The sequence below is a fragment of the Marinobacterium nitratireducens genome, from assembly GCF_014645375.1.
In the GTDB taxonomy this organism is placed as follows: Bacteria; Pseudomonadota; Gammaproteobacteria; order Pseudomonadales; family Balneatricaceae; genus Marinobacterium_A; species Marinobacterium_A nitratireducens.
Genome location: NZ_BMLT01000001.1, coordinates 565,251 through 583,921 on the forward strand (window position 1 = coordinate 565,251; position 18,671 = coordinate 583,921).

The 18,671-nt window shown below is 64.0% G+C and carries 8 protein-coding genes; 1 reads left to right on the forward strand and 7 read right to left on the reverse strand.

The genetic code is table 11. From position 1 onward, the window contains the following. Positions 1 to 75: 75 nt before the first annotated feature. The 3 genes from IEX85_RS02520 to panP all read right to left on the reverse strand — a co-directional run bounded on the left by IEX85_RS02520 (position 76) and on the right by panP (position 6,528). Entirely contained in the window at positions 76 to 2,442 is a 2,367-nt protein-coding gene (locus tag IEX85_RS02520) for an Ig-like domain-containing protein (RefSeq protein WP_188857921.1), read from the reverse strand. A gap of 276 nt (positions 2,443 to 2,718) precedes the next feature. Beyond that, on the reverse strand, positions 2,719 to 4,614 hold the full coding sequence (locus IEX85_RS02525; protein WP_188857922.1) for a propionyl-CoA synthetase: 1,896 nt from the start codon (positions 4,612 to 4,614) through the stop codon (positions 2,719 to 2,721). A 264-nt stretch (positions 4,615 to 4,878) separates the two neighbouring features. Continuing rightward, positions 4,879 to 6,528 (reverse strand): pyridoxal-dependent aspartate 1-decarboxylase PanP, encoded by a 1,650-nt coding sequence (panP, locus tag IEX85_RS02530; RefSeq protein WP_188857924.1) that lies wholly within the window; start codon positions 6,526 to 6,528, stop codon positions 4,879 to 4,881. A 221-nt stretch (positions 6,529 to 6,749) separates the two neighbouring features. Here panP and metH point away from each other — a divergent pair, with 221 nt between their 5' ends. Then, complete coding sequence (gene metH / locus IEX85_RS02535; RefSeq protein ID WP_188857932.1) at positions 6,750 to 10,484, forward strand: methionine synthase; 3,735 nt, start codon at positions 6,750 to 6,752, stop codon at positions 10,482 to 10,484. A gap of 213 nt (positions 10,485 to 10,697) precedes the next feature. Here the strand turns inward: metH and IEX85_RS02540 are convergent, their stop codons facing one another. The 4 genes from IEX85_RS02540 to IEX85_RS02555 all read right to left on the reverse strand — a co-directional run bounded on the left by IEX85_RS02540 (position 10,698) and on the right by IEX85_RS02555 (position 18,439). Then, positions 10,698 to 12,638: an aconitate hydratase gene (locus tag IEX85_RS02540; RefSeq protein WP_188857934.1), complete on the reverse strand. Its 1,941-nt coding sequence runs from the start codon at positions 12,636 to 12,638 to the stop codon at positions 10,698 to 10,700. Positions 12,639 to 12,707: 69 nt separating this feature from the next. Further along, positions 12,708 to 14,918: an acyl-CoA dehydrogenase gene (locus IEX85_RS02545; RefSeq protein ID WP_188857936.1), complete on the reverse strand. Its 2,211-nt coding sequence runs from the start codon at positions 14,916 to 14,918 to the stop codon at positions 12,708 to 12,710. An 84-nt stretch (positions 14,919 to 15,002) separates the two neighbouring features. Continuing rightward, positions 15,003 to 17,138 (reverse strand): TRAP transporter permease, encoded by a 2,136-nt coding sequence (locus IEX85_RS02550; RefSeq protein ID WP_188857938.1) that lies wholly within the window; start codon positions 17,136 to 17,138, stop codon positions 15,003 to 15,005. Positions 17,139 to 17,410: 272 nt separating this feature from the next. Continuing rightward, complete coding sequence (locus tag IEX85_RS02555; RefSeq protein ID WP_229721756.1) at positions 17,411 to 18,439, reverse strand: TAXI family TRAP transporter solute-binding subunit; 1,029 nt, start codon at positions 18,437 to 18,439, stop codon at positions 17,411 to 17,413. Positions 18,440 to 18,671 lie beyond the last annotated feature (232 nt).

Here is an 18,671-nt window from a genome sequence, read left to right on the forward strand (position 1 = left end):
TCGCGACCCCGGACCGGTTCCGGTCCAGGGTCGAGCGCCGGCGTTACCGGCCTGCCTCAGACCTGGGACCTGGCATCAGCAGCCTTTCTTCGGATGGCATTTACCACCGCCTCCGGTGTCGCCACCGCCGTCACTGCCGCCGTTCGGACTCAGGCTGATGTTGACCGTGGCGGTTGCCGAGTGGCCGTTACCGTCGATAACGGTATAAGTAAAGCTGTCGCCGCCACGCTTGCTGCCGCTGCTGTAAACCAGCTGCAAACCGCCGTCCGACAGCACCACCGAACCCTTGCTGCCCTGAGTGAAACTGTCGATGATCAGCGTGTCCCCGTCCGGGTCGCTGTCGTTGGCCAGCACATCAATGGTCAGCGAGCTGTTGAGGGCGACATCGACGCTGTCATCCAGCGCCACCGGCGGGTCGTTCACTTCGTTGACGGTTACCGTGACCGTTGCCGGAGCTGAGTCGGCGTAGCCGTCGGTAACGGTATAAGTGAAGCTATCGACGCCGAAGAAGCCGTCCACCGGCGTGTACACCAGGCTGTCGCCACTCTGCGCTACGCTGCCGCTGCTTCCCTGCCCGAACGATTGGATGGCCAGCGCACCGCCATCCGGGTCGCTGTCGTTACCCAGCACGGCAATGGCGACAGCCTGGTTCTCGTCGGTGACGGCGCTGTCATCCGAAGCACTGGGGGCCTGGTTGGCCAGTGTCGTGGCGGAGCGAATGGCTGACCATGCGGTTTCGTTACCGGCCCCGTCCCTCGCCTTCACCTGGAAACCGTAGCTGGTATCCGGCTGCAGTGCGGTCGCACTGTAGGTGGTGCCGCTTTGCCAGCCACTGTCGCTGCAGCCGGGACCGGCAATCGCACACTGGAAGTAGTACTGCACGATCCCGGAATCGTCGGTCGCCGGATTCGCTTCCATATCGATCCGGCTGGCGCTTTGTGCCGTCGGCACGCTCGCCCACCAGCCAGCCTGATTCGGCGTCGGCGGTGTGGTATCGGCCATGGCCGGCTGCACCGTACCGGAAATAAAATACATGCCAAGGCTGCCGTAATCGCTGTAGGGGCTGTCAGCGTTGCCAACGCCGGTAACCGCCAGGTAATAGCGGCCGGCCGACAGGTAGGCGCCCATGATCTGCGCGATGGTCTCATCCTGCGGATCCGCGCCGGTGATCCAGTTGCCCTGTGCGTCAAAGAGGCTCAGCTCGATATCGAGGTTGGCGCCGCGCCGGCTGTCGCGGTAGAAGGCCTCCCAGGCCGGAATCGCATTGAAGCTGACGTAGCCCTCGGCGGTATCGAACCAGAAGTAATCGACATCGTCGCGGCTTTCGATCACACCCTTGTTGGCCGGATTGAGGTTGTGCGGGTCGATTTCCGGGAAAGTCACGTAGACGGTACCATCCGGGTCGATGTCCAGCGCCGTGGCGGTGCCGATGCTGTTACCGTGATCATCCTCGCGCAGGCCGAGCTTGCCGGTAATGATCGCCACATCGTCCTGGGTCTCGCTGGCGTCCGGGTATTCGCCCTTGCTCCACTGAGTGACGTTTTTCTGGTATCCCACGCCCATAATCGGCGCCCAGGATACGTAGCCTGTACCGTGACCGCTGTAGTAGCCCACGGAGGACGTCGCATCATGGTTGAGTCCCAGGTTGTGCCCGAACTCGTGACTGGCCGCCTCAGCCACATAGGGCGCAAAACCACCACCGAGGTTATCGAAATAGACCAGCGCGGGCTGATAATAGCTGTAGTAGGACGCGCCCCAGACGCCCACATAGGCCACGCCGCCAGCGCCCTGGGCCGGCATTGCAGCGCCATACTCGTCGGTGTCCTCGGTAATCAGCAGGTGCCCGGTGGTCGGACCGAAGCTGCCGGGATCCTCGGTGGTGACATCGATATCGAACGGCGCCATGTCCTCGGCGACGCGATGCCAGATTTCGGCGATGGCGGCTCTCTCGCTGGCACTGAAGCTTGCGGGATTGCCGTCGGTGTCGAAGGGGCGCGCGTACAGCGTACTGCCGCTCCAGGCCGTGCCGCTGATCTGATGACCGTCGAAATCAAGAAACACCACCTTGTCCGCACCGGGGCGGCTGTGCAGCACGAAGGTGTCCTCCGGCGCCACCGCCTGGGGCTCGAACGAACTGCTGCCGGACGCTCCATCGACCTCGTCGGGCAGGACGGTATCTTCGTAATAGATAGCCCCTTCTGCGTCGACGCGCAGGAATTCGTAGTCGACGGCCGGAATGTCGAACCGCTCCAGCCATTGCAGGGCCCGTTGCTGGGCCGGGTACGGCAGCCGCTCGATCTGACTCTTCAGCCGTCCGGGCGGCAAATGATCCGGGTTGCCATCGAAGCCGCTGCCCCCCGGTGCGGCCGCCACCTGGGCGCCTCCGGCCAGTAGCAGGGAGGCAAGACACCCGGCGAGCGGGGCTTTGCGTCTGCTGTTCATCCTGAAGTCTCCTTGCGTGTGCTGCCGCCGGAGGGCGGCATCGCTTTTCCTGGTGAGAGGTGTTCCGTATTTTCCGGCACTGCCGGATTCCGGCAACGTCCCCCGAATAATAGAACAATTACTCAACTATAAGTCGACCGGTGTTCACAAACCTTGACAGCCTGTCGCCCGAAAAAGGGGATAAATGCAGCGAGCCCCGCCGGTCAGGCAGGGCTCGGAGTCAGGAGCACTCATAAGGGGACTGCCGAACGGCAGCCTTTGCAATAGGCTGCGGCCTCAGCCCTTGCTGACCAGGCCGCGACGATCCAGCGCCGCTTCGATTTCGTCAAGGCTGGTCGGGTCATCAATGGTCGACGGGATGCTGTAGCTCTGGCCGTCGGCGATCTGACGCAGCAGCTTGCGCAGAATCTTGCCCGAGCGCGTCTTGGGCAGCCGCTGCACCACCAGCACTCGGCGGAAGCACGCAACCGCACCAATGGCATCGCGCACCCGGCCCACCAGCTCGGCCTCCAGATCGGCTTCGTTAACCTCGACGCCATCCTTGAGCAGCACCAGACCGACCGGCTGCTGCCCCTTGAGCGAGTCGGCGATGCCGATCACCGCGCATTCGGCGACCGCCGGGTGCCCGGCGACGACCTCCTCCATTTCACCGGTGGAAAGGCGGTGGCCGGCAACGTTGATGACATCGTCGGTGCGTCCCATGATGAACACATAGCCGTCCTCGTCGATATAGCCACCGTCGCCGGAGCAGTAGTAGCCGGGAAAGTCTCTGAGATAACCGCTGCGAAAACGTTCGAAGTCGCCCCAGACCGTCGGCAGGCATCCCGGCGGCAGTGGCAGTTTCAGCGCCACGCTGCCCTGCTCGCCGGCCGGCAGCGGCTTGCCTTCCGGATCGAGAATCTGCACGTTGAAGCCAGGAATGGGTACCGTTGCCGAACCCGGCTTGGGCTCGAAGGCTTCGATTCCCATCGGGTTGCCGCAGATGGCCCAGCCGGTTTCAGTCTGCCACCAGTGATCGACAACCGGCTTGCCGGTGACTTCCAGCGTCCAGTGGTAGGTCGGCGGATCGAGACGTTCGCCGGCCATGAAGATGGTCTTGAGCCTGGACAGGTCGTACCGCTCGAGCAGCTTGCCCTGCGGATCCTCCTTCTTGATGGCCCGGAAGGCTGTCGGCGCGGCGAACAGCGCCTTGACGCCGTAGTCGGCGCAGACACGCCAGAAGGCGCCGGCATCCGGCGTGCGTACCGGCTTGCCTTCGTAAACCAGGGTGGTGCAGCCGCTGAACAGCGGTGCGTAAACGATGTAGGAATGCCCCACCACCCAGCCGACATCGGACGCCGCCCAGAATACATCGCCCGGTTCCATGTCGTAGATGGCTTTCATCGAGTAGCGCAGCGCCACCGCATGACCACCGTTGTCACGCACCACACCCTTGGGCTTGCCGGTGGTGCCGGAGGTGTAGAGGATGTAGAGGGGGTCCGTTCCCTGAACCTTCACGCAGTCGGCGGGCTGCGCCTGCGCCACCGCCTCGTTCCAGTCCAGATCGCGGCCCGGCACCATCTGGGCGACGACCTGCGGGCGCTGATACACGACACAGCATTGCGGTTTGTGACTCGAACGCACGATGGCGTCGTCCAGCAGCGGCTTATACGGAATCAGCTTGTCGACCTCGATGCCGCAGGACGCCGTGACCACCACCTTCGGTTCGGCGTCCTCGATGCGTACCGCCAGCTCCGGCGCGGCAAAGCCGCCGAACACCACCGAGTGCACCGCACCGAGACGCGCCACGGCCAGCATCGCGATGACGGCCTGCGGGATCATCGGCATATAGATCACCACCCGGTCGCCCTTTTCGACGCCCTGCGCCCTGAGTACGCCGGCAAAGCGCGCCACCTCCTCGGTCAGCTCGAGGTAGCTGTAACGCGCAACGGTACCGGTGACCGGGGAGTCATAGATGATTGCGGTCTGGTCGCCGCGCCCCTGTTCGACATGAACGTCGAGCGCGAGGTAGGCGGTGTTGAGCTCGCCGTCGGCAAACCAGCGGTCGATACCGTTGTCATCCTTCGACAGCACCTGCCGAGGAGCCCGGTACCAATTCAACGCCCCTGCCTTGTCGGCCCAGAACGCTTGCGGGTTATCGATCGATTCTCGATATTCGGTCTGATAAGACATCTGAGGCCCCTTTATTGTTATCGCCTGTTTATCTGCGGGCCTAGGTATGATTGTTGACAGTTGGCCCTGAATCAAGAGCAACCTTAATCAAAAATGGCGGGTTTTTAACCTAGACGAAAGGCTAAAAGGGGTGTTTTTGTTGATCTGCAGCAACTGAGGCGCGGCCGGCGCTCGACAGATTGTCGACAATCTAATGATTTTAGGGACCTGTAAGGCCCGAGCCGCGCGCAGCCCCCTGCGCTCGCACAGAGCGCGCAGCCGGATTCACGCCACCGGAGAACCGAGCAGCCGGTTCAGCTCTATGACATCCTCGTGTTCGCCCATGCCCGCGATGATCTGCCGCTGCTCGTCGATAACGTCGCGCAGCACCTCGTCGGTGGTCAGGGGGTTGGCCAGTACCACGCGGAACACGGTGATGGCCTGGCGATGATAGCGCTCCGGCGTCAGCCGCGTACGGGAGACAAAGGCCTTGCCGTGTTCGCGCTGGGTCTTCTGCAGATGCCGGGTAATGCGATTGAGCGTTTCGTTGATGCGACGGCAGCTGTCGGCGTCGCCTTCGTTCAGCGCCTCGCGCGCCGCCGCCGGACACCAGCGATAGGTCAGGATATTGAGTTCGGGCTCTGTCACCAGCTCGAAGTCCTCGAGGGACTCGATGCGGTCGGCGAAGCGCCGCGCCAGATCGATGCCGTTGTCGATCAGCATGGCGTAGCCACGTTTGCCGATAATCTTCAGCGCCGAGTGTACCAGCATCGCCATGCCCGGACGGGAGCCCTCCAGCGTGGCGCTGCCAAGATCCTTGGAGCCCTCGCGGATAATGTACTGGGCGTGATGCTCGATGCTCTTCAGCGCCGCCGGGTCGCGGAACAGCACAAGCCCGACGCCCATGGGCACGTAGAGCTGCTTGTGGGCGTCTATAGTGACCGAATCGGCACGCTCGATACCCTTCAGGCGCTCACGGTAACGTTCGGAAAACAGCGTCGGGCCGCCCCAGGCACCATCGACATGAAAATGCAGACCCTCGGCGGCGGCGATGTCGGCCAGAGCGTCGAGGGGGTCTATATTGCCGGTTTCGGTGGTGCCCGCGACGCCCACCAGCGCAAAGGGGCGAATACCCCGTTGCCGCAGGCGGGTAATGGTGGCTTCGAGCGCATCCGGCCGGATGCGGTTGCTGTCGTCGGTTTCCACCGCGACGATCTGGTCGCGACCGATGCCGAGCACGTCCGCCGCCTTGGCCAGGGAGTAATGCCCCCGCTCCGATACCAGCACCGCGGCGCCTTCGCAGCCGTAGTGCCGCATTGCGGCATACATGCCGGCCTTCATGATGCCGGGAAAGTCGCCATCGGGACCGAATGCGCGGTTGCGCGCCGCCCACAGCGCGGTGATGTTGGCAACGGTGCCGCCGGAACAGAAAGCGCCGAGATGACGGTAACTGTCGTGCAGCCACTGGCCGTAGAATGCCTCGGGCTCGTCGTAGACCAGACGATGCAGCATGCCCAGCACCTGGCGTTCCAGCGGCGTGAAAGCCTTGGACGTTTCGGTTTTCACCAGGTTCTGGTTCAGCGCGATCATGATCTTCGACAACGGAATCATGAAATACGGCAGCGCCGACGTCATGTGGCCGACAAAGCTCGGCGAGGCGGTATGCACCGACTGCGCCACCACCTTGTCGAGCAGAAACTCGGTCTGTTCGGAGACGTAAACCGGTTGCTCGGGTATCAGGGTGTCGCTGAAATCGCGCTCGATTTCGACGAGGTCCGTCTCTTCGGCAACGATATGCTCCTGCAGAAAACCGGCAAGATTGGCCGATATGTCGTTTTCCAGTCGGCTCAGGGTAGACCCCGGCGCTTCCGGCACAGTGAAAATCCGCAGCAGATTTTCCATATTGACCTCGACAGCCTTCGCTTTCTTTTTCATCTGTTCCACCTTCTGCAACCACTGCGACTGCCGTCGCGGGCGTGCAGATTCTACCCGTTTTAGCGGGAAAATATCCCGCAGCACAGCAAATTTTCCCGCACTGCACAAATCCGACGGGGCCGCGACGTCTCTTCGGGCGCTATTTGCGGTTTTTTCAAGTGTCCTTGAAGAGCACTCAGGAAATCGGGCAAGTTTTTGATTTACAATAGCGGACTTCGTTTATGGATCGACACTGGACCGGGGCCGTACAGGTGACAGACAACAAGCGTTTCAAGACTCTGCAGGACACACTCGCCAACCGCATCATGATTATCGACGGCGGCATGGGCACCATGATCCAGCAGGCGAAACTCGAAGAGGCGGACTATCGCGGCGAACGCTTCGCCGACTGGCATACCGACGTCAAGGGCAACAACGACCTGCTGGTCCTCACCCGACCGGAGCTTATCGCCGACATTCACCGCCAGTACCTGAAGGCCGGCGCCGATATCGTCGAGACCAACACCTTCAATGCCACCCGTATCGCGATGGCCGACTACGAGATGGAGTCGCTGAACCACGAGATCAACCTCGAGGCCGCGCGCCTGGCCCGCAGGGCCTGTGACGAGGTGGCGGCCGAAACCGGGCAGCCGCGCTATGTCGCCGGCGTGCTGGGCCCGACCAACCGCACCTGCTCGATCTCGCCGGACGTCAACGATCCGGGCTTTCGCAACGTCAGCTTCGACGAGCTGGTCGACGCCTACCTGGAGTCGATCGACGGTCTGGTGCACGGCGGTTCCGATCTGATCCTGATCGAAACCATCTTCGACACCCTCAACGCCAAGGCGGCGATCTTCGCCGTCGAGCAGTACTTCGACGAGCACGATATCCGGCTGCCGGTCATGATCTCCGGCACCATCACCGACGCTTCGGGCCGCACCCTGTCGGGCCAGACCACCGAAGCGTTCTGGAACTCGGTACGCCACGCCCGGCCGATCTCCGTCGGCCTCAACTGCGCGCTGGGCCCCAAGGAGCTGCGCCAGTACGTCGAGGAGCTCTCCCGCATCGCCGAAACCCACGTCTCGGTGCACCCCAACGCCGGCCTGCCCAACGCCTTCGGCGAGTACGACGAGACGCCCGAGGAAATGGCCGTCGAGATCGCCGAGTGGGCCAACTCCGGTTTCATCAACCTGGTGGGCGGCTGCTGCGGCACCACACCCGAGCATATCCGCGCCATCCGCGAGGCGGTCGAGAAAGAGGCGCCGCGCGAGCTGCCCGACATCAAGCGCGAATGCCGCCTCTCCGGCCTCGAACCCATGAACATCGGCGAGGACACCCTGTTCGTCAACGTCGGCGAGCGCACCAACGTCACCGGCTCCGCGGTGTTCAAGCGTCTGATCAAGGAAGGCGACTACGAGACCGCGCTCGACGTCGCCCGCCAGCAGGTGGAGAACGGCGCCCAGGTCATCGACGTCAACATGGACGAGGGCATGCTCGACGCCGAAAAGGCGATGGTACGCTTTCTCAACCTGATCGCGTCGGAACCCGACATCTCCCGGGTGCCGATCATGATCGACTCCTCCAAGTGGGAGGTGCTCGAGGCAGGCCTCAAGTGCATTCAGGGCAAGGGTGTGGTGAACTCCATCTCGCTGAAGGAAGGCGAAGAGAAATTCATCGAGCAGGCGCGGCTGGTCCGTCGCTACGGCGCCGCGGTGATCGTGATGGCGTTCGACGAAACCGGCCAGGCCGACACCTTCCAGCGCAAGATCGAGATCTGCGAGCGCTCCTACAGGGTGCTGGTGGACAAGGTTGGCTTCGACCCCGAAGACATCATTTTCGACCCCAACATCTTCGCCGTCGCCACCGGTATCGAGGAGCACGACAACTACGCCGTCGACTTTATCGAGGCCACCGGCTGGATCAAGCAGCATCTGCCGTACGCCAAGATCTCCGGCGGCGTGTCCAACGTTTCCTTCTCGTTCCGCGGCAACAATCCGGTACGCGAGGCGATCCACTGCGTCTTCCTCTACCACGCCATCCAGAAAGGCATGGACATGGGTATCGTCAACGCCGGCCAGCTGGCGATCTACGACGACCTGCCCGAAGAGCTGCGCGAGCGCGTCGAGGACGTGATCCTCAACCGCCGCAGCGACGGCACCGAGCGGTTGCTGGAGGTCGCCGAGAAATACCGTGGCGACGGCGCGGCCGCCGAAGCGCCCGAAGCCCAGGAATGGCGCTCCTGGAGCGTCAACGAGCGTCTCGGCCATGCGCTGGTCAAGGGCATCACCGAGTTCATCGACCAGGACGTCGAAGAGGCGCGCCAGGCGCACGAACGCCCGCTGCAGGTGATCGAGGGCCCGCTGATGGACGGCATGAGCGTGGTCGGTGACCTGTTCGGCTCCGGCAAGATGTTCCTGCCGCAGGTGGTGAAATCCGCCCGTGTCATGAAGAAGGCGGTGGCCTACCTGATGCCCTTCATCGAGGAGGAGAAAGCCGACAACGCCAGCAGTTCCGCCGGCAAGGTGGTGATGGCGACGGTCAAGGGCGACGTCCACGATATCGGCAAGAACATCGTCGGCGTCGTGCTGCAGTGCAACAACTTCGAGGTCGTCGACCTCGGCGTCATGGTGGCGGCCGAGAAGATCCTGCAAACCGCTCGCGACGAAAACGCCGACCTGATCGGGCTGTCGGGTCTGATCACGCCATCACTGGACGAAATGGTCCACGTCGCCAAGGAAATGGAGCGCCAGGGCTTCGAGATCCCGCTGCTGATCGGCGGCGCCACCACCTCCAAGGCGCACACCGCCGTGAAGATCGAAAAGGGCTACAAGCGCGACCAGGTGGTACACGTGACCAACGCCTCGCGCGCCGTCGGCGTCGCCTCTGCCCTGCTCTCCAAGACCCGCAAGGCGGCTTTCGTCAGGGAGGTGCAGGAAGAATACGAGGCGATTCGCGAGCGTCACGCCGCACGTCAGAACGACAAGCGCCGCGTCTCGCTGCAGGCGGCCCGTGCCAACAAGTTCGCCATCGACTGGGACAGCTACACGCCGCCCAAACCGAAACAGCTCGGCATCCAGGTATTCGACGACTACGATCTGGCGGAGCTGGTCGACTATATCGACTGGACACCGTTCTTCCAGTCCTGGGAGCTGGCGGGCCGCTTCCCGCGCATTCTCGATGACGAGGTGGTCGGCGAGGAAGCCACCCGCCTTTACCACGACGCCCGCGCGATGCTCGCCCGCCTGGTCGACGAAAAGCTGCTGAAGGCCCGCGCCGTGATCGGTATCTTCCCGGCCAACAGCGTCGACGACGACGATATCGAGCTCTACACGGATGACTCGCGCAGCGAAGTGCTGATGCGACTGCACCATCTGCGGCAGCAGACCGAGAAGGTCGAAGGCAAGGCCAATATGTGCCTGACCGACTTTATCGCGCCCAAGGAAAGCGGCAAGCAGGATTACTACGGGGCTTTCGCGGTCACCGCCGGCATCGGCGTCGATGAGCTGGTGGCGAAATACGAAGCCGACCACGACGACTACAACAGCATCATGGTCAAGGCGCTGGCCGACCGCCTCGCCGAAGCCTTCGCCGAGCGCATGCATGCGCGCGTACGCCAGGAATTCTGGGGCTACGCCGCCGACGAGCAGCTCGACAACGAGGACCTGATCCGCGAGAAGTACAAAGGCATTCGCCCGGCGCCGGGCTACCCCGCCTGCCCGGATCACACCGAAAAGGGCCTGCTGTGGCAGCTGCTCGATGTCGACAACAAGGCCGGCATCAGCATCACCGAATCCTACGCCATGCTGCCGACGGCCGCGGTCAGCGGCTGGTACTTCAGCCACCCGCAGTCGCAGTACTTCGGCGTGGCGAAGATCGGCGAGGACCAGGTCGAGGACTATGCCAAGCGTACCGGTATGGAGAAACCGGTCGCCGAACGCTGGCTGGCGCCGAACCTCGGGTACGAGCCGGAGGAATAATGGTGGTGACGGCGCCGCGCAGAAGTGCCGGCGCCGGTCCTATGGCTGTGCGGCGCTCGAGCGCTTTTGTGGGAGCCGCGCCCCGCGGCGAAGCTTTTCACGGCGCTGGGCTGTTCGCGGCGCGGCGTCCCCGTCCAGCACAAGATGGGTTACGCCGCCTTACACTGCGTGCAGATCTACCGGCCGCTGTCTAGGGCGGCTCCACCCATCCTACTAGGCTTTCGCCTTCAACCAGTTGACCAGCCCACCGGCGAGGATCAGCTCGCACTGGCGCTGTGAAAGCGGGTGCGCCAGGTCGATTTCGCGATCATTGCCTTTGAGCCTGGCCTGGACCGCCTGTCCCGGCGCCAGCCTCTGCAGATTCTCCAGTACCAGCACATCACCCTGCGCCAGCCGGTCGTAATCGTCGCTATCGGAGAAGGTCAGCGGCAGCACACCGTAATTGATCAGGTTCTGCCAGTGAATCCGGGCGAAGCTTTTCGCCACCACCAGTCGCAGGCCCAGGTAGCGCGGTGCGATGGCGGCGTGTTCCCGGCTCGAGCCCTGGCCGTAGTTGCGCCCGGCGACAATGGCATGGCCGCCCCGCGCTTTCTCGTCACGGGCGCTGTCGACGTAACCGGGTGCCAGCGACTCGAATACGAAATCGGCAATCCTCGGCACGTTGCTGCGATACGGCAGCACCCGGGCCCCCGCCGGCATGATCTCGTCGGTCGAGATATCGTCACCGACCTTCAGCAACACCGGTACCTCGAGTCTGTCCGGCAGCGCCTCGAAATGCGGCAGTTCGACGATATTGGGCCCCGTCACCAGTTCGGCCCTGTCCGCGCCGTTGTCCCCGGGGGGCGCGACGAACTGCGTCGTGTCCAGACCGCTCCTGCCCGGCAGCTCGATGCGCGGGTACGGAATGCCGAGATTGCGCGGATCGGTGATGCAGCCACGCAGTGCCGATGCCGTCGCGGTTTCAGGACTGCAGAGCCAGACCCGGTCCTCCGGTGTGCCGGATCGCCCGGGGAAGTTGCGCGGTGTGGTGCGAAGGCTGTTCTGTCCGGTCGCCGGCGCCTGGCCCATGCCGATGCAGCCGTTGCAGCCGGCCTGGTGCAGCCTGGCGCCACTGGCCACCAGCCGCTCCAGGTCGCCGGAGCGGATCAGTCGCTGCAGCAGCGCCCGCGAACTGGGATTGATGTCGAAGGACACGCCAGCCGCCGCCTGCTGCCCCTCGGCCATGCGCGCCGCCATGGCGAAATCGCGAAAGCCGGGATTGGCGGACGAGCCAATGTAGGCCTGATAGATGGGCTCGCCCTCCACTTCCCTGACCGGCACCACCTTGCCCGGACTGGAGGGTCTGGCGATCAGCGGCTCGAGACTGCCAAGCTCGATGCGGTCCTGATGGTCGTAGTCGCAGCCCTGGTCCGCCGCCAGTGCCTGCCAGTCCGAATCCCGCCCTTCACTTGCGAGAAAGCGCCTGACCTCGGCATCCGACGGAAAAACACTGCTGGTGGCGCCCAGTTCCGCGCCCATATTGGCGATGACGTGGCGATCCATGGCGCTGAGGCCTTCCACCCCGGGGCCGTGATACTCGATGATGCGATTGACGCCGCCTTCGACGCCATGCCGGCGCAGCAGCTCCAGAATGACATCCTTGGCGCTGACCCAGTCGGGTAGCTCGCCGCTAAGCTCCACACCCCAGACCTCGGGCATCTGCAGCCACACCGGCTCCCCGGCCATCGCGGTGGCAACGTCAGCACCGCCGGCGCCGATTGCCAGCATTCCCAGGGCGCCAGCGGCCGGGGTATGGCTGTCCGAACCGATCAGCGTCTCGCCCGGCACGCCGAAGTAGAGCATGTGCAGCGGGTGACTGATACCGTTCCCGGGCCGGCTGAACCAGAGCCCGAAACGCTGCGCCGCGCTTTCGAGAAAGCGGTGATCGTCGGGATTGCGGTTGTCTTCCTGGATCAGGTTATGGTCGACGTACTGTACCGAAACCGAGGTCCTGACCCGCTCCAGGCCCATCGCCTCCAGCGTCAGCATCACCAGGGTGCCGGTCGCATCCTGACAAAGCGTCTGATCGAAGCGCATTGCCACCGGCTCGCCCGGATGCATCTCGCCGTCCACGCGGTGCGAGGCAATCAGCTTTTGCGTCAGATTGAGTGCCATGGGAGCCTCCGAAATTCCGTAAGCCCCCCGTTAGGCAACAGAGCGTCCTCGATGTTTCGTCGTTTTGGGTCAGAGCGAGTCGAAGGCATCGACTTCGATGGCAAGTGCCACCGCCGCGTCGGCGGCCTCAAGCTGCCCGGCCTCGGCCGCACTGACCAGGCCCTGCCGCAGCGCCTCGGACACCGAATCCACACCCGCGTGCCTGAGTCGCTGACGCAGAGGCTCGACCGCCAGCGTCTGCCGGAAAGCCTGCTCGACCCGGTCAACGCCGTCGTCGGGGTTGCCGTGAAAGATGCCGCCGGTCAGGCGCTCGCGCGCCGGGCCTTCGGTCATCAGCAGTTCGGCACAGGCGATGACCAGACTGTCGTCCGCGGGCTTCTGCCAGCGACCGAAGGGAAACAGTACCCGGCGAAACAGGAACGCCAGGGCGCGGGACGGGAAATTGCATATCACCGCATCGAAATGCTGTTCGATGCAGTGATAGCCCTGCTGCAGGCAGTAGCGCAGCAGCGGCCGCTCCTGTTCGGGTCTGCCGGCATCCTCGAAGCCCTTCAGCAGCATGCTCAGCAGATACAGCTCGCCGAGAATGTCCCCCAGTCGCGCCGACAGCATTTCGCGCCGTTTGAGCTCCCCGCCAAGCGACAGCAGGCACATTTCGCTGATCCAGGTCAGCCCGGCGGAGTAGCGGCTCAACTGCCGGTAGACAGGCTTGAGTTCGCCCGCCCCTTTGGGCGCCGCGGCGAAACGCCCGTAGCTCAGCCCATGTATCAGCGCACGGGCATAGGTGGCGCAAAAGAATTCCAGATGGTCCAGCAACAGCGCATCGAAACCGGCAAGCGCCGCCTCCTGGTCCTCATTCCGCGCCGCTTCGATCTCCTTGAGCAGAAAGGGGTGGCAGCGCACCGCGCCCTGCCCGAACACGATCAGACTTCGGGTAAGAATGTTCGCGCCCTCGACGGTGATCGCCACCGGGAGCGCGCGGAAAATGCCGCCGAGGTAGTTGTGAGGTCCGTCGCAGATCGCCTTGCCGCCATGAACATCCATGGCGTCGACGATGATTTCCCGCAGCCGCTGCGTGGCCTGCACCTTGAGCATCGCCGAGCACACGGCCGGATTGTGGCCATGGTCGAGCGCCTGCGCCGTCGCCCGCCGCGCCGCATCCAGCAGGTAGAGCTCGCCCGCCATACGCCCGAGCACTTCCTGAACGCCCTCGAATCGTCCGACAGGCAGACCGAACTGCTCCCGGATACGGGCATAGGCACCGGTCGTGCGACAGGCCAGCCGTGCGGCACCGACACTGAGCGACGGCAGGGAAACGCTGCGCCCGGCCGACAGCGCGCTCATCAGCATCACCCAACCGCGACCGACGCCGTCGCGCCCCCCGATGACCCAGTCCAGCGGCACGAACACATCCTGCCCCTCGTTGGGCCCGTTGAGAAACGCCTGCATCGCCGGATAATGGCGCCGGCCGATGCGCACGCCGGGGGTATCGGTGGGAATCAGCGCCAGGGTGATACCCGGGCAGGGTTCGTCGCCCAGCAGCCGATCGGGATCCTCGAGCTTGAACGCCAGCCCCATCAGCGTGGCCCTTGGCCCCAGGGTGATATAGCGCTTGCGCCAGTTGACGCGCATACCCAGCACAGGCTCGCCGAGGTAATCGCCCTCGCAGACCTGCCCCCGGTCCACCATCGACGCCGCATCGGAGCCCGCCTCGGGGCTCGTCAGCGCGAAACAGGGGATTTCGCGTCCGTCGGCGAGCCGCGGCAGATAGTGGTCCTTCTGCGCCTGCGTGCCGTATTCGAGCAGCAGTTCGCCGGGCCCGAGGGAGTTGGGCACCATCAGGGTCACAGCCACGGCGATACTGCGCGAAGCCACCCTGGCCACCACCTCGGAGTGCGCCTGCGCCGAAAAGCCCAGACCGCCATAGCTTGGCGGGATGATCATGCCGAAAAAGCCCCGGGCCGCGAGGAAATCCCAGATCTCATCCGGCACTGCCCGCTTCTCGAAGCTGATCTGCCAGTCGTCGATCATCGCGCAAAGCTGCTCCACCGGCCCGTCGATAAACGCCTGCTCGGTATCGCTCAGGCGCGTCGGGCCGCTGTCCAGCAGCCGCTGCCAGTCAGGCTTGCCGGACAGCAGCTCGGCGTCCCACCAAAGCCCTCCGGCTTCCAGCGCTTCGCGCTCGGTCTGCGAGATCGGCGGCATCAGCTTGCGCACGCGCCGCAGCAGCGGGCCACTGATATAACGCCGCCGCCACCGGCTCAAGGCGTTTGTGCTCATATTGCGCTCCCATCATTTCACCTCACCTAAGGATAGAGGCGAATAGCAGGTCGCGCGGATCGACCGGGAGCAGTAACCCCGCAGTCAGGCCGCAGGCGCTGCCTTGGCGATGCGTCGACTGTAGAGGAAGAGCACGACAAAGAGCGCAAGTCCGGCCAGATCGATCAGCAGGTTATGATGCGGCCACAGCATCGCCAGCGCGGCGATACCCGACAACAGCCGCAGCAACGGATTCAAACGCCCCTCCAGGAAGCCTTCCATAAAACCGACGAAGGCGTAGAGCCCGAATACGCCGAAGATGAAGACCCGCAGCACCTCTTCGGTACTGCCGCCGATCAGGTTGGTGTAGCCCAGCAGCAGCGGCACCACATAAAGCCCCTTGGCGATCTTCCAGGCGGTGAAGCCGGTGGCCATCGGCGGGGTCTTGGCGATGGCCGCGGCCGCAAATGCCGTCAGGCACACCGGCGGCGTGACGTTGGAATCCTGCGACAGCCAGAAGATGATCATGTGCGCCGACAGCAGCGCCATCGACAGCAGCGTCGGATCCAGCGCCTGACTCATCAGCTGACCGGTAAAGTCCTGTGGCACCTGCGCCAGCAGCGCCCGCGCCTCGGCCTCGGACATCGGCGAGGCCAGTGCCGTGACCTTTTCCGGGTCCACCAGCATGAAGATCATGCGTGCGGCCTCCGGCAAACCGCCGCTCATCATCAACTCGACCAGCCTGGTTTCGGCGATCAGGTTGTAGATCGCCGGCGCCGACAGCGTCGCCAGCACGATGTAGGCCGCGGTCACCGGCAGCCCCATACCGAGCACCAGTGACGCCAGCCCCACCAGCAGGATAGTGATCAGCAGGCTGCCGCCGGCCCAGTCGCTGACCATCAGCGAGAAGGTGTTGCCGATGCCGGTCATCGCCACCACGTTGACCACCAGCCCCACCGCCACCAGCAGCATCGCCGTGGTGGCCATGTTGCGCGCGCCCTGGGCCAGGGCGTCGCACACGGCCCTCGGTCCCATCGGGTTCTTCGACAGCCAGGACGCCACCACCACGGCAATGATGGAAACACCGGCGGCGTAGGTCGGCGTGAAGCCGTAGATCAGCAGCGCCACCAGCACGACCAGCGGCAGCAGGAAATGCCAGCCCTCCTTGAGCACCTCCTTCAGCGGCCGGGTTTCCAGCTCGACGGCATGGGCGTGGCTGCGCATCGCCTCGACGCGGACGTAAAAGCCCACCGAGAGGAAGTACATCAGCGCCGGCAGCGCCGAAAAGGCAATGATTTCGACGTAGGGTATCTGGGTATAGGACGCCATGATGAAGGCGCCCGCCCCCATCACCGGCGGCATCAGCTGCCCGCCTGTCGAGGCGGCGGCCTCGACGCCGGCCGCAAAGCGCGCGGGGAATCCCGCGCGGCGCATCAGCGGGATGGTGATGACGCCGGTGGACACCGTATTCGCCACCGAGGAACCGGACACCGACCCCATCAGTCCGGAGCCCAGCACCGCGACGAAGCCGGGACCGCCGACGAAGCGGCCGGCGGCGCAGCGCGACAGTTCGATGATGAAGTCGCCGGCGCCGGAACGCACCAGAAAGGCGCCGAACAGAATGAACATGAAGACGAAGGTCCAGGAGATCCGCGCGATCGAGCCGAACATGCCGTCCGAGCCGAAATAGGAGCGGTACAGCAGTGTCTCCAGGCTGAGGCCGGCGAAGCCGAACATGCCCTCGATATAGGGCCCCCACCAGAACACGTAGGTCATGGCGACGACGATCAGGCAGGGAATGAACCAGCCGGTGGTACGGCGCGCCATTTCCAGCGCCAGCAGAATCGCCAGTGCCGAAAAGAACCAGTCGGACGCCACGAAATTGACTCCGCGGTCGTAGAGGGCGTCTTCGTATCCGATCAGGTAGAGCGCGCAGGCGATCGCCGCCAGCCCCACAAGGATGTCGAATACCAGCACCGCCTTGCTGGTGGCGGCGCGGGCCCCCTTGATACCCGGAACCATCAGCGCGCAGATCAGCGCAAAACCGCCAAAGTGGATCGCCGAGACGTACAGCTCGGACCAGGTGCCAAGGGTATTGAAATAGATGTGCGCCAGCGAGAACAGCACGCCGGCCCAGTAGATGAAACGGCCGGGACCGGAGCCTTCCGGCCGCTGGACGAGTTCGAGGCTCTTGAGCTTGTCCGCGGTATCCCGATCGGTATCCAGGGGTTCGGTACTCATAGGTCTGTCCGTAGTCGTGAACGGGGCAAGAGGCCGGTACCGGAGGTACCGGCGAGCAAGTGGTAGACACTTTGCAGGATGGGTGGAGCCGCCATCGGAAGCTGCTCGCCGCAACGCACCTGGTCCATGGCGGCGCAACCCATCACAGGCGCCCCGGCCTCGTTCGGCACAGGCCGCGCCATGAACTCCATCGATGGGTGGCGGTGCGCGTCCAAGGCACGCAGGGCCGGCAAACGCGAAGCGAGCGCACCGCCACCCATCCTGCGTCCACCCTACTCGGCGATCAGGTGCTCGGGGATATCGATACCCGCTTCACGGTAGTAGCGTGCCGCGCCGGGGTGCAGGGGCACCGGCAGACCGGCGATGGCCTTGTCGAGCGCCATCGCCTCGGTGGCCTTGTGAATGCCGTTGAGGAACGCCAGGTTCTCGTACACCGTTTTGGTCAGCTGATAGACGTCCTCTTCGGAGACATCGTCACGCACGGCGAGGAAGTTCGGCTGCGCCATGGTCTGCACCTCCTCCGTCTGACCGGGATAGGTGTCGGCGGGAATGGTAAAGCGCGTCCAGAGCTTGTAGCGGCCGTTGGCTTTCTCCATCTCCTCGTCGGTAAAGCCGAGTATGCGGATATCGCTGCCGAGCGCCGCGAAGGCCCGGGTAATGGCGGAGGTCGGCACGCCCGAGGGGATATTCATGCCGTCGACGGTACCGTTCTGCATGGCGTCGGCAGAGGGACCGTAGCCCATGTAGGCCATGTCGAATTTCCCGGTATCGAGGCCCAGATTGTTCATTATGGTCAGACCCGACCCTTCGGTGCCGGAGTTCTTGGGTCCGATCGAGAATTTTTTCCCGTACAGGTTGGACAGATCCATGATGGTGCCGTTCTTGGCGTACTCGCTGCGCACCACGAACTGCTCCACGTTCTGCCACAGCATGGTGACCGACCGCAGCTGCTTCTGCGGCCCGGAGTTCGCCAGCGCACCCTCGCCTTCCCAGGCCCAGGCGCCGTAAAGCCCCTGCAGAATCGCGAACTGTGCCTCGTTCTCACGCAGCAGCTTGATGTTTTCGCCGGAGCCGGCCGAGTTGATCGCCGACATCGCCATGCCCTGGGTCGGCTCGAGCTTGACCTTCGCCAGCGTCGCCAGCGCCACGCCGACCGGGTAGTAGGTGCCGCCGGTCGAGGCCGTCGCCAGAATGTAACTGCGATTCTCCGCCGCCTGCCCCAGCGTCGCCATAGCACTCAGGGCACCGGCGCTCAGCACCAGGGACATGCCTTTGAGAAAGGTGCGTTTTTTCATGCTCATACCTGCTTGTTGCTGTTGTATTGGTAGGTCGTCATGACCTTCGGCAAGCGCGACGCCATCGCGCCAATGCTGCACTTAGTCCTTGTTTTGTATAGTGTATTTTTGGCAGATATGCGAAAAATCAGAGGCGTCGGCGGTCGATTGCCGACGTTTTCCCCGGATATCGGGGAGAAAGGAGTACCGGGCCGCGGACAACATCCGCGACCCGGTCGAGCAGGCAGTCAGGCCGTTG

What these genes read in the sequence shown, in the direction of transcription:
- IEX85_RS02525 (WP_188857922.1), bottom strand. Translation starts at nt 4,614, where the DNA reads ATGTCTTATCAGACCGAATATCGAGAATCGATCGATAACCCGCAAGCG.
- IEX85_RS02555 (WP_229721756.1), bottom strand. Translation starts at nt 18,439, where the DNA reads ATGAGCATGAAAAAACGCACCTTTCTCAAAGGCATGTCCCTGGTGCTG.
- IEX85_RS02540 (WP_188857934.1), bottom strand. Translation starts at nt 12,638, where the DNA reads ATGGCACTCAATCTGACGCAAAAGCTGATTGCCTCGCACCGCGTGGAC.
- IEX85_RS02550 (WP_188857938.1), bottom strand. Translation starts at nt 17,138, where the DNA reads ATGAGTACCGAACCCCTGGATACCGATCGGGATACCGCGGACAAGCTC.
- IEX85_RS02520 (WP_188857921.1), bottom strand. Translation starts at nt 2,442, where the DNA reads ATGAACAGCAGACGCAAAGCCCCGCTCGCCGGGTGTCTTGCCTCCCTG.
- panP (WP_188857924.1), bottom strand. Translation starts at nt 6,528, where the DNA reads ATGAAAAAGAAAGCGAAGGCTGTCGAGGTCAATATGGAAAATCTGCTG.
- IEX85_RS02545 (WP_188857936.1), bottom strand. Translation starts at nt 14,918, where the DNA reads ATGAGCACAAACGCCTTGAGCCGGTGGCGGCGGCGTTATATCAGTGGC.
- metH (WP_188857932.1), top strand. Translation starts at nt 6,750, where the DNA reads ATGGATCGACACTGGACCGGGGCCGTACAGGTGACAGACAACAAGCGT.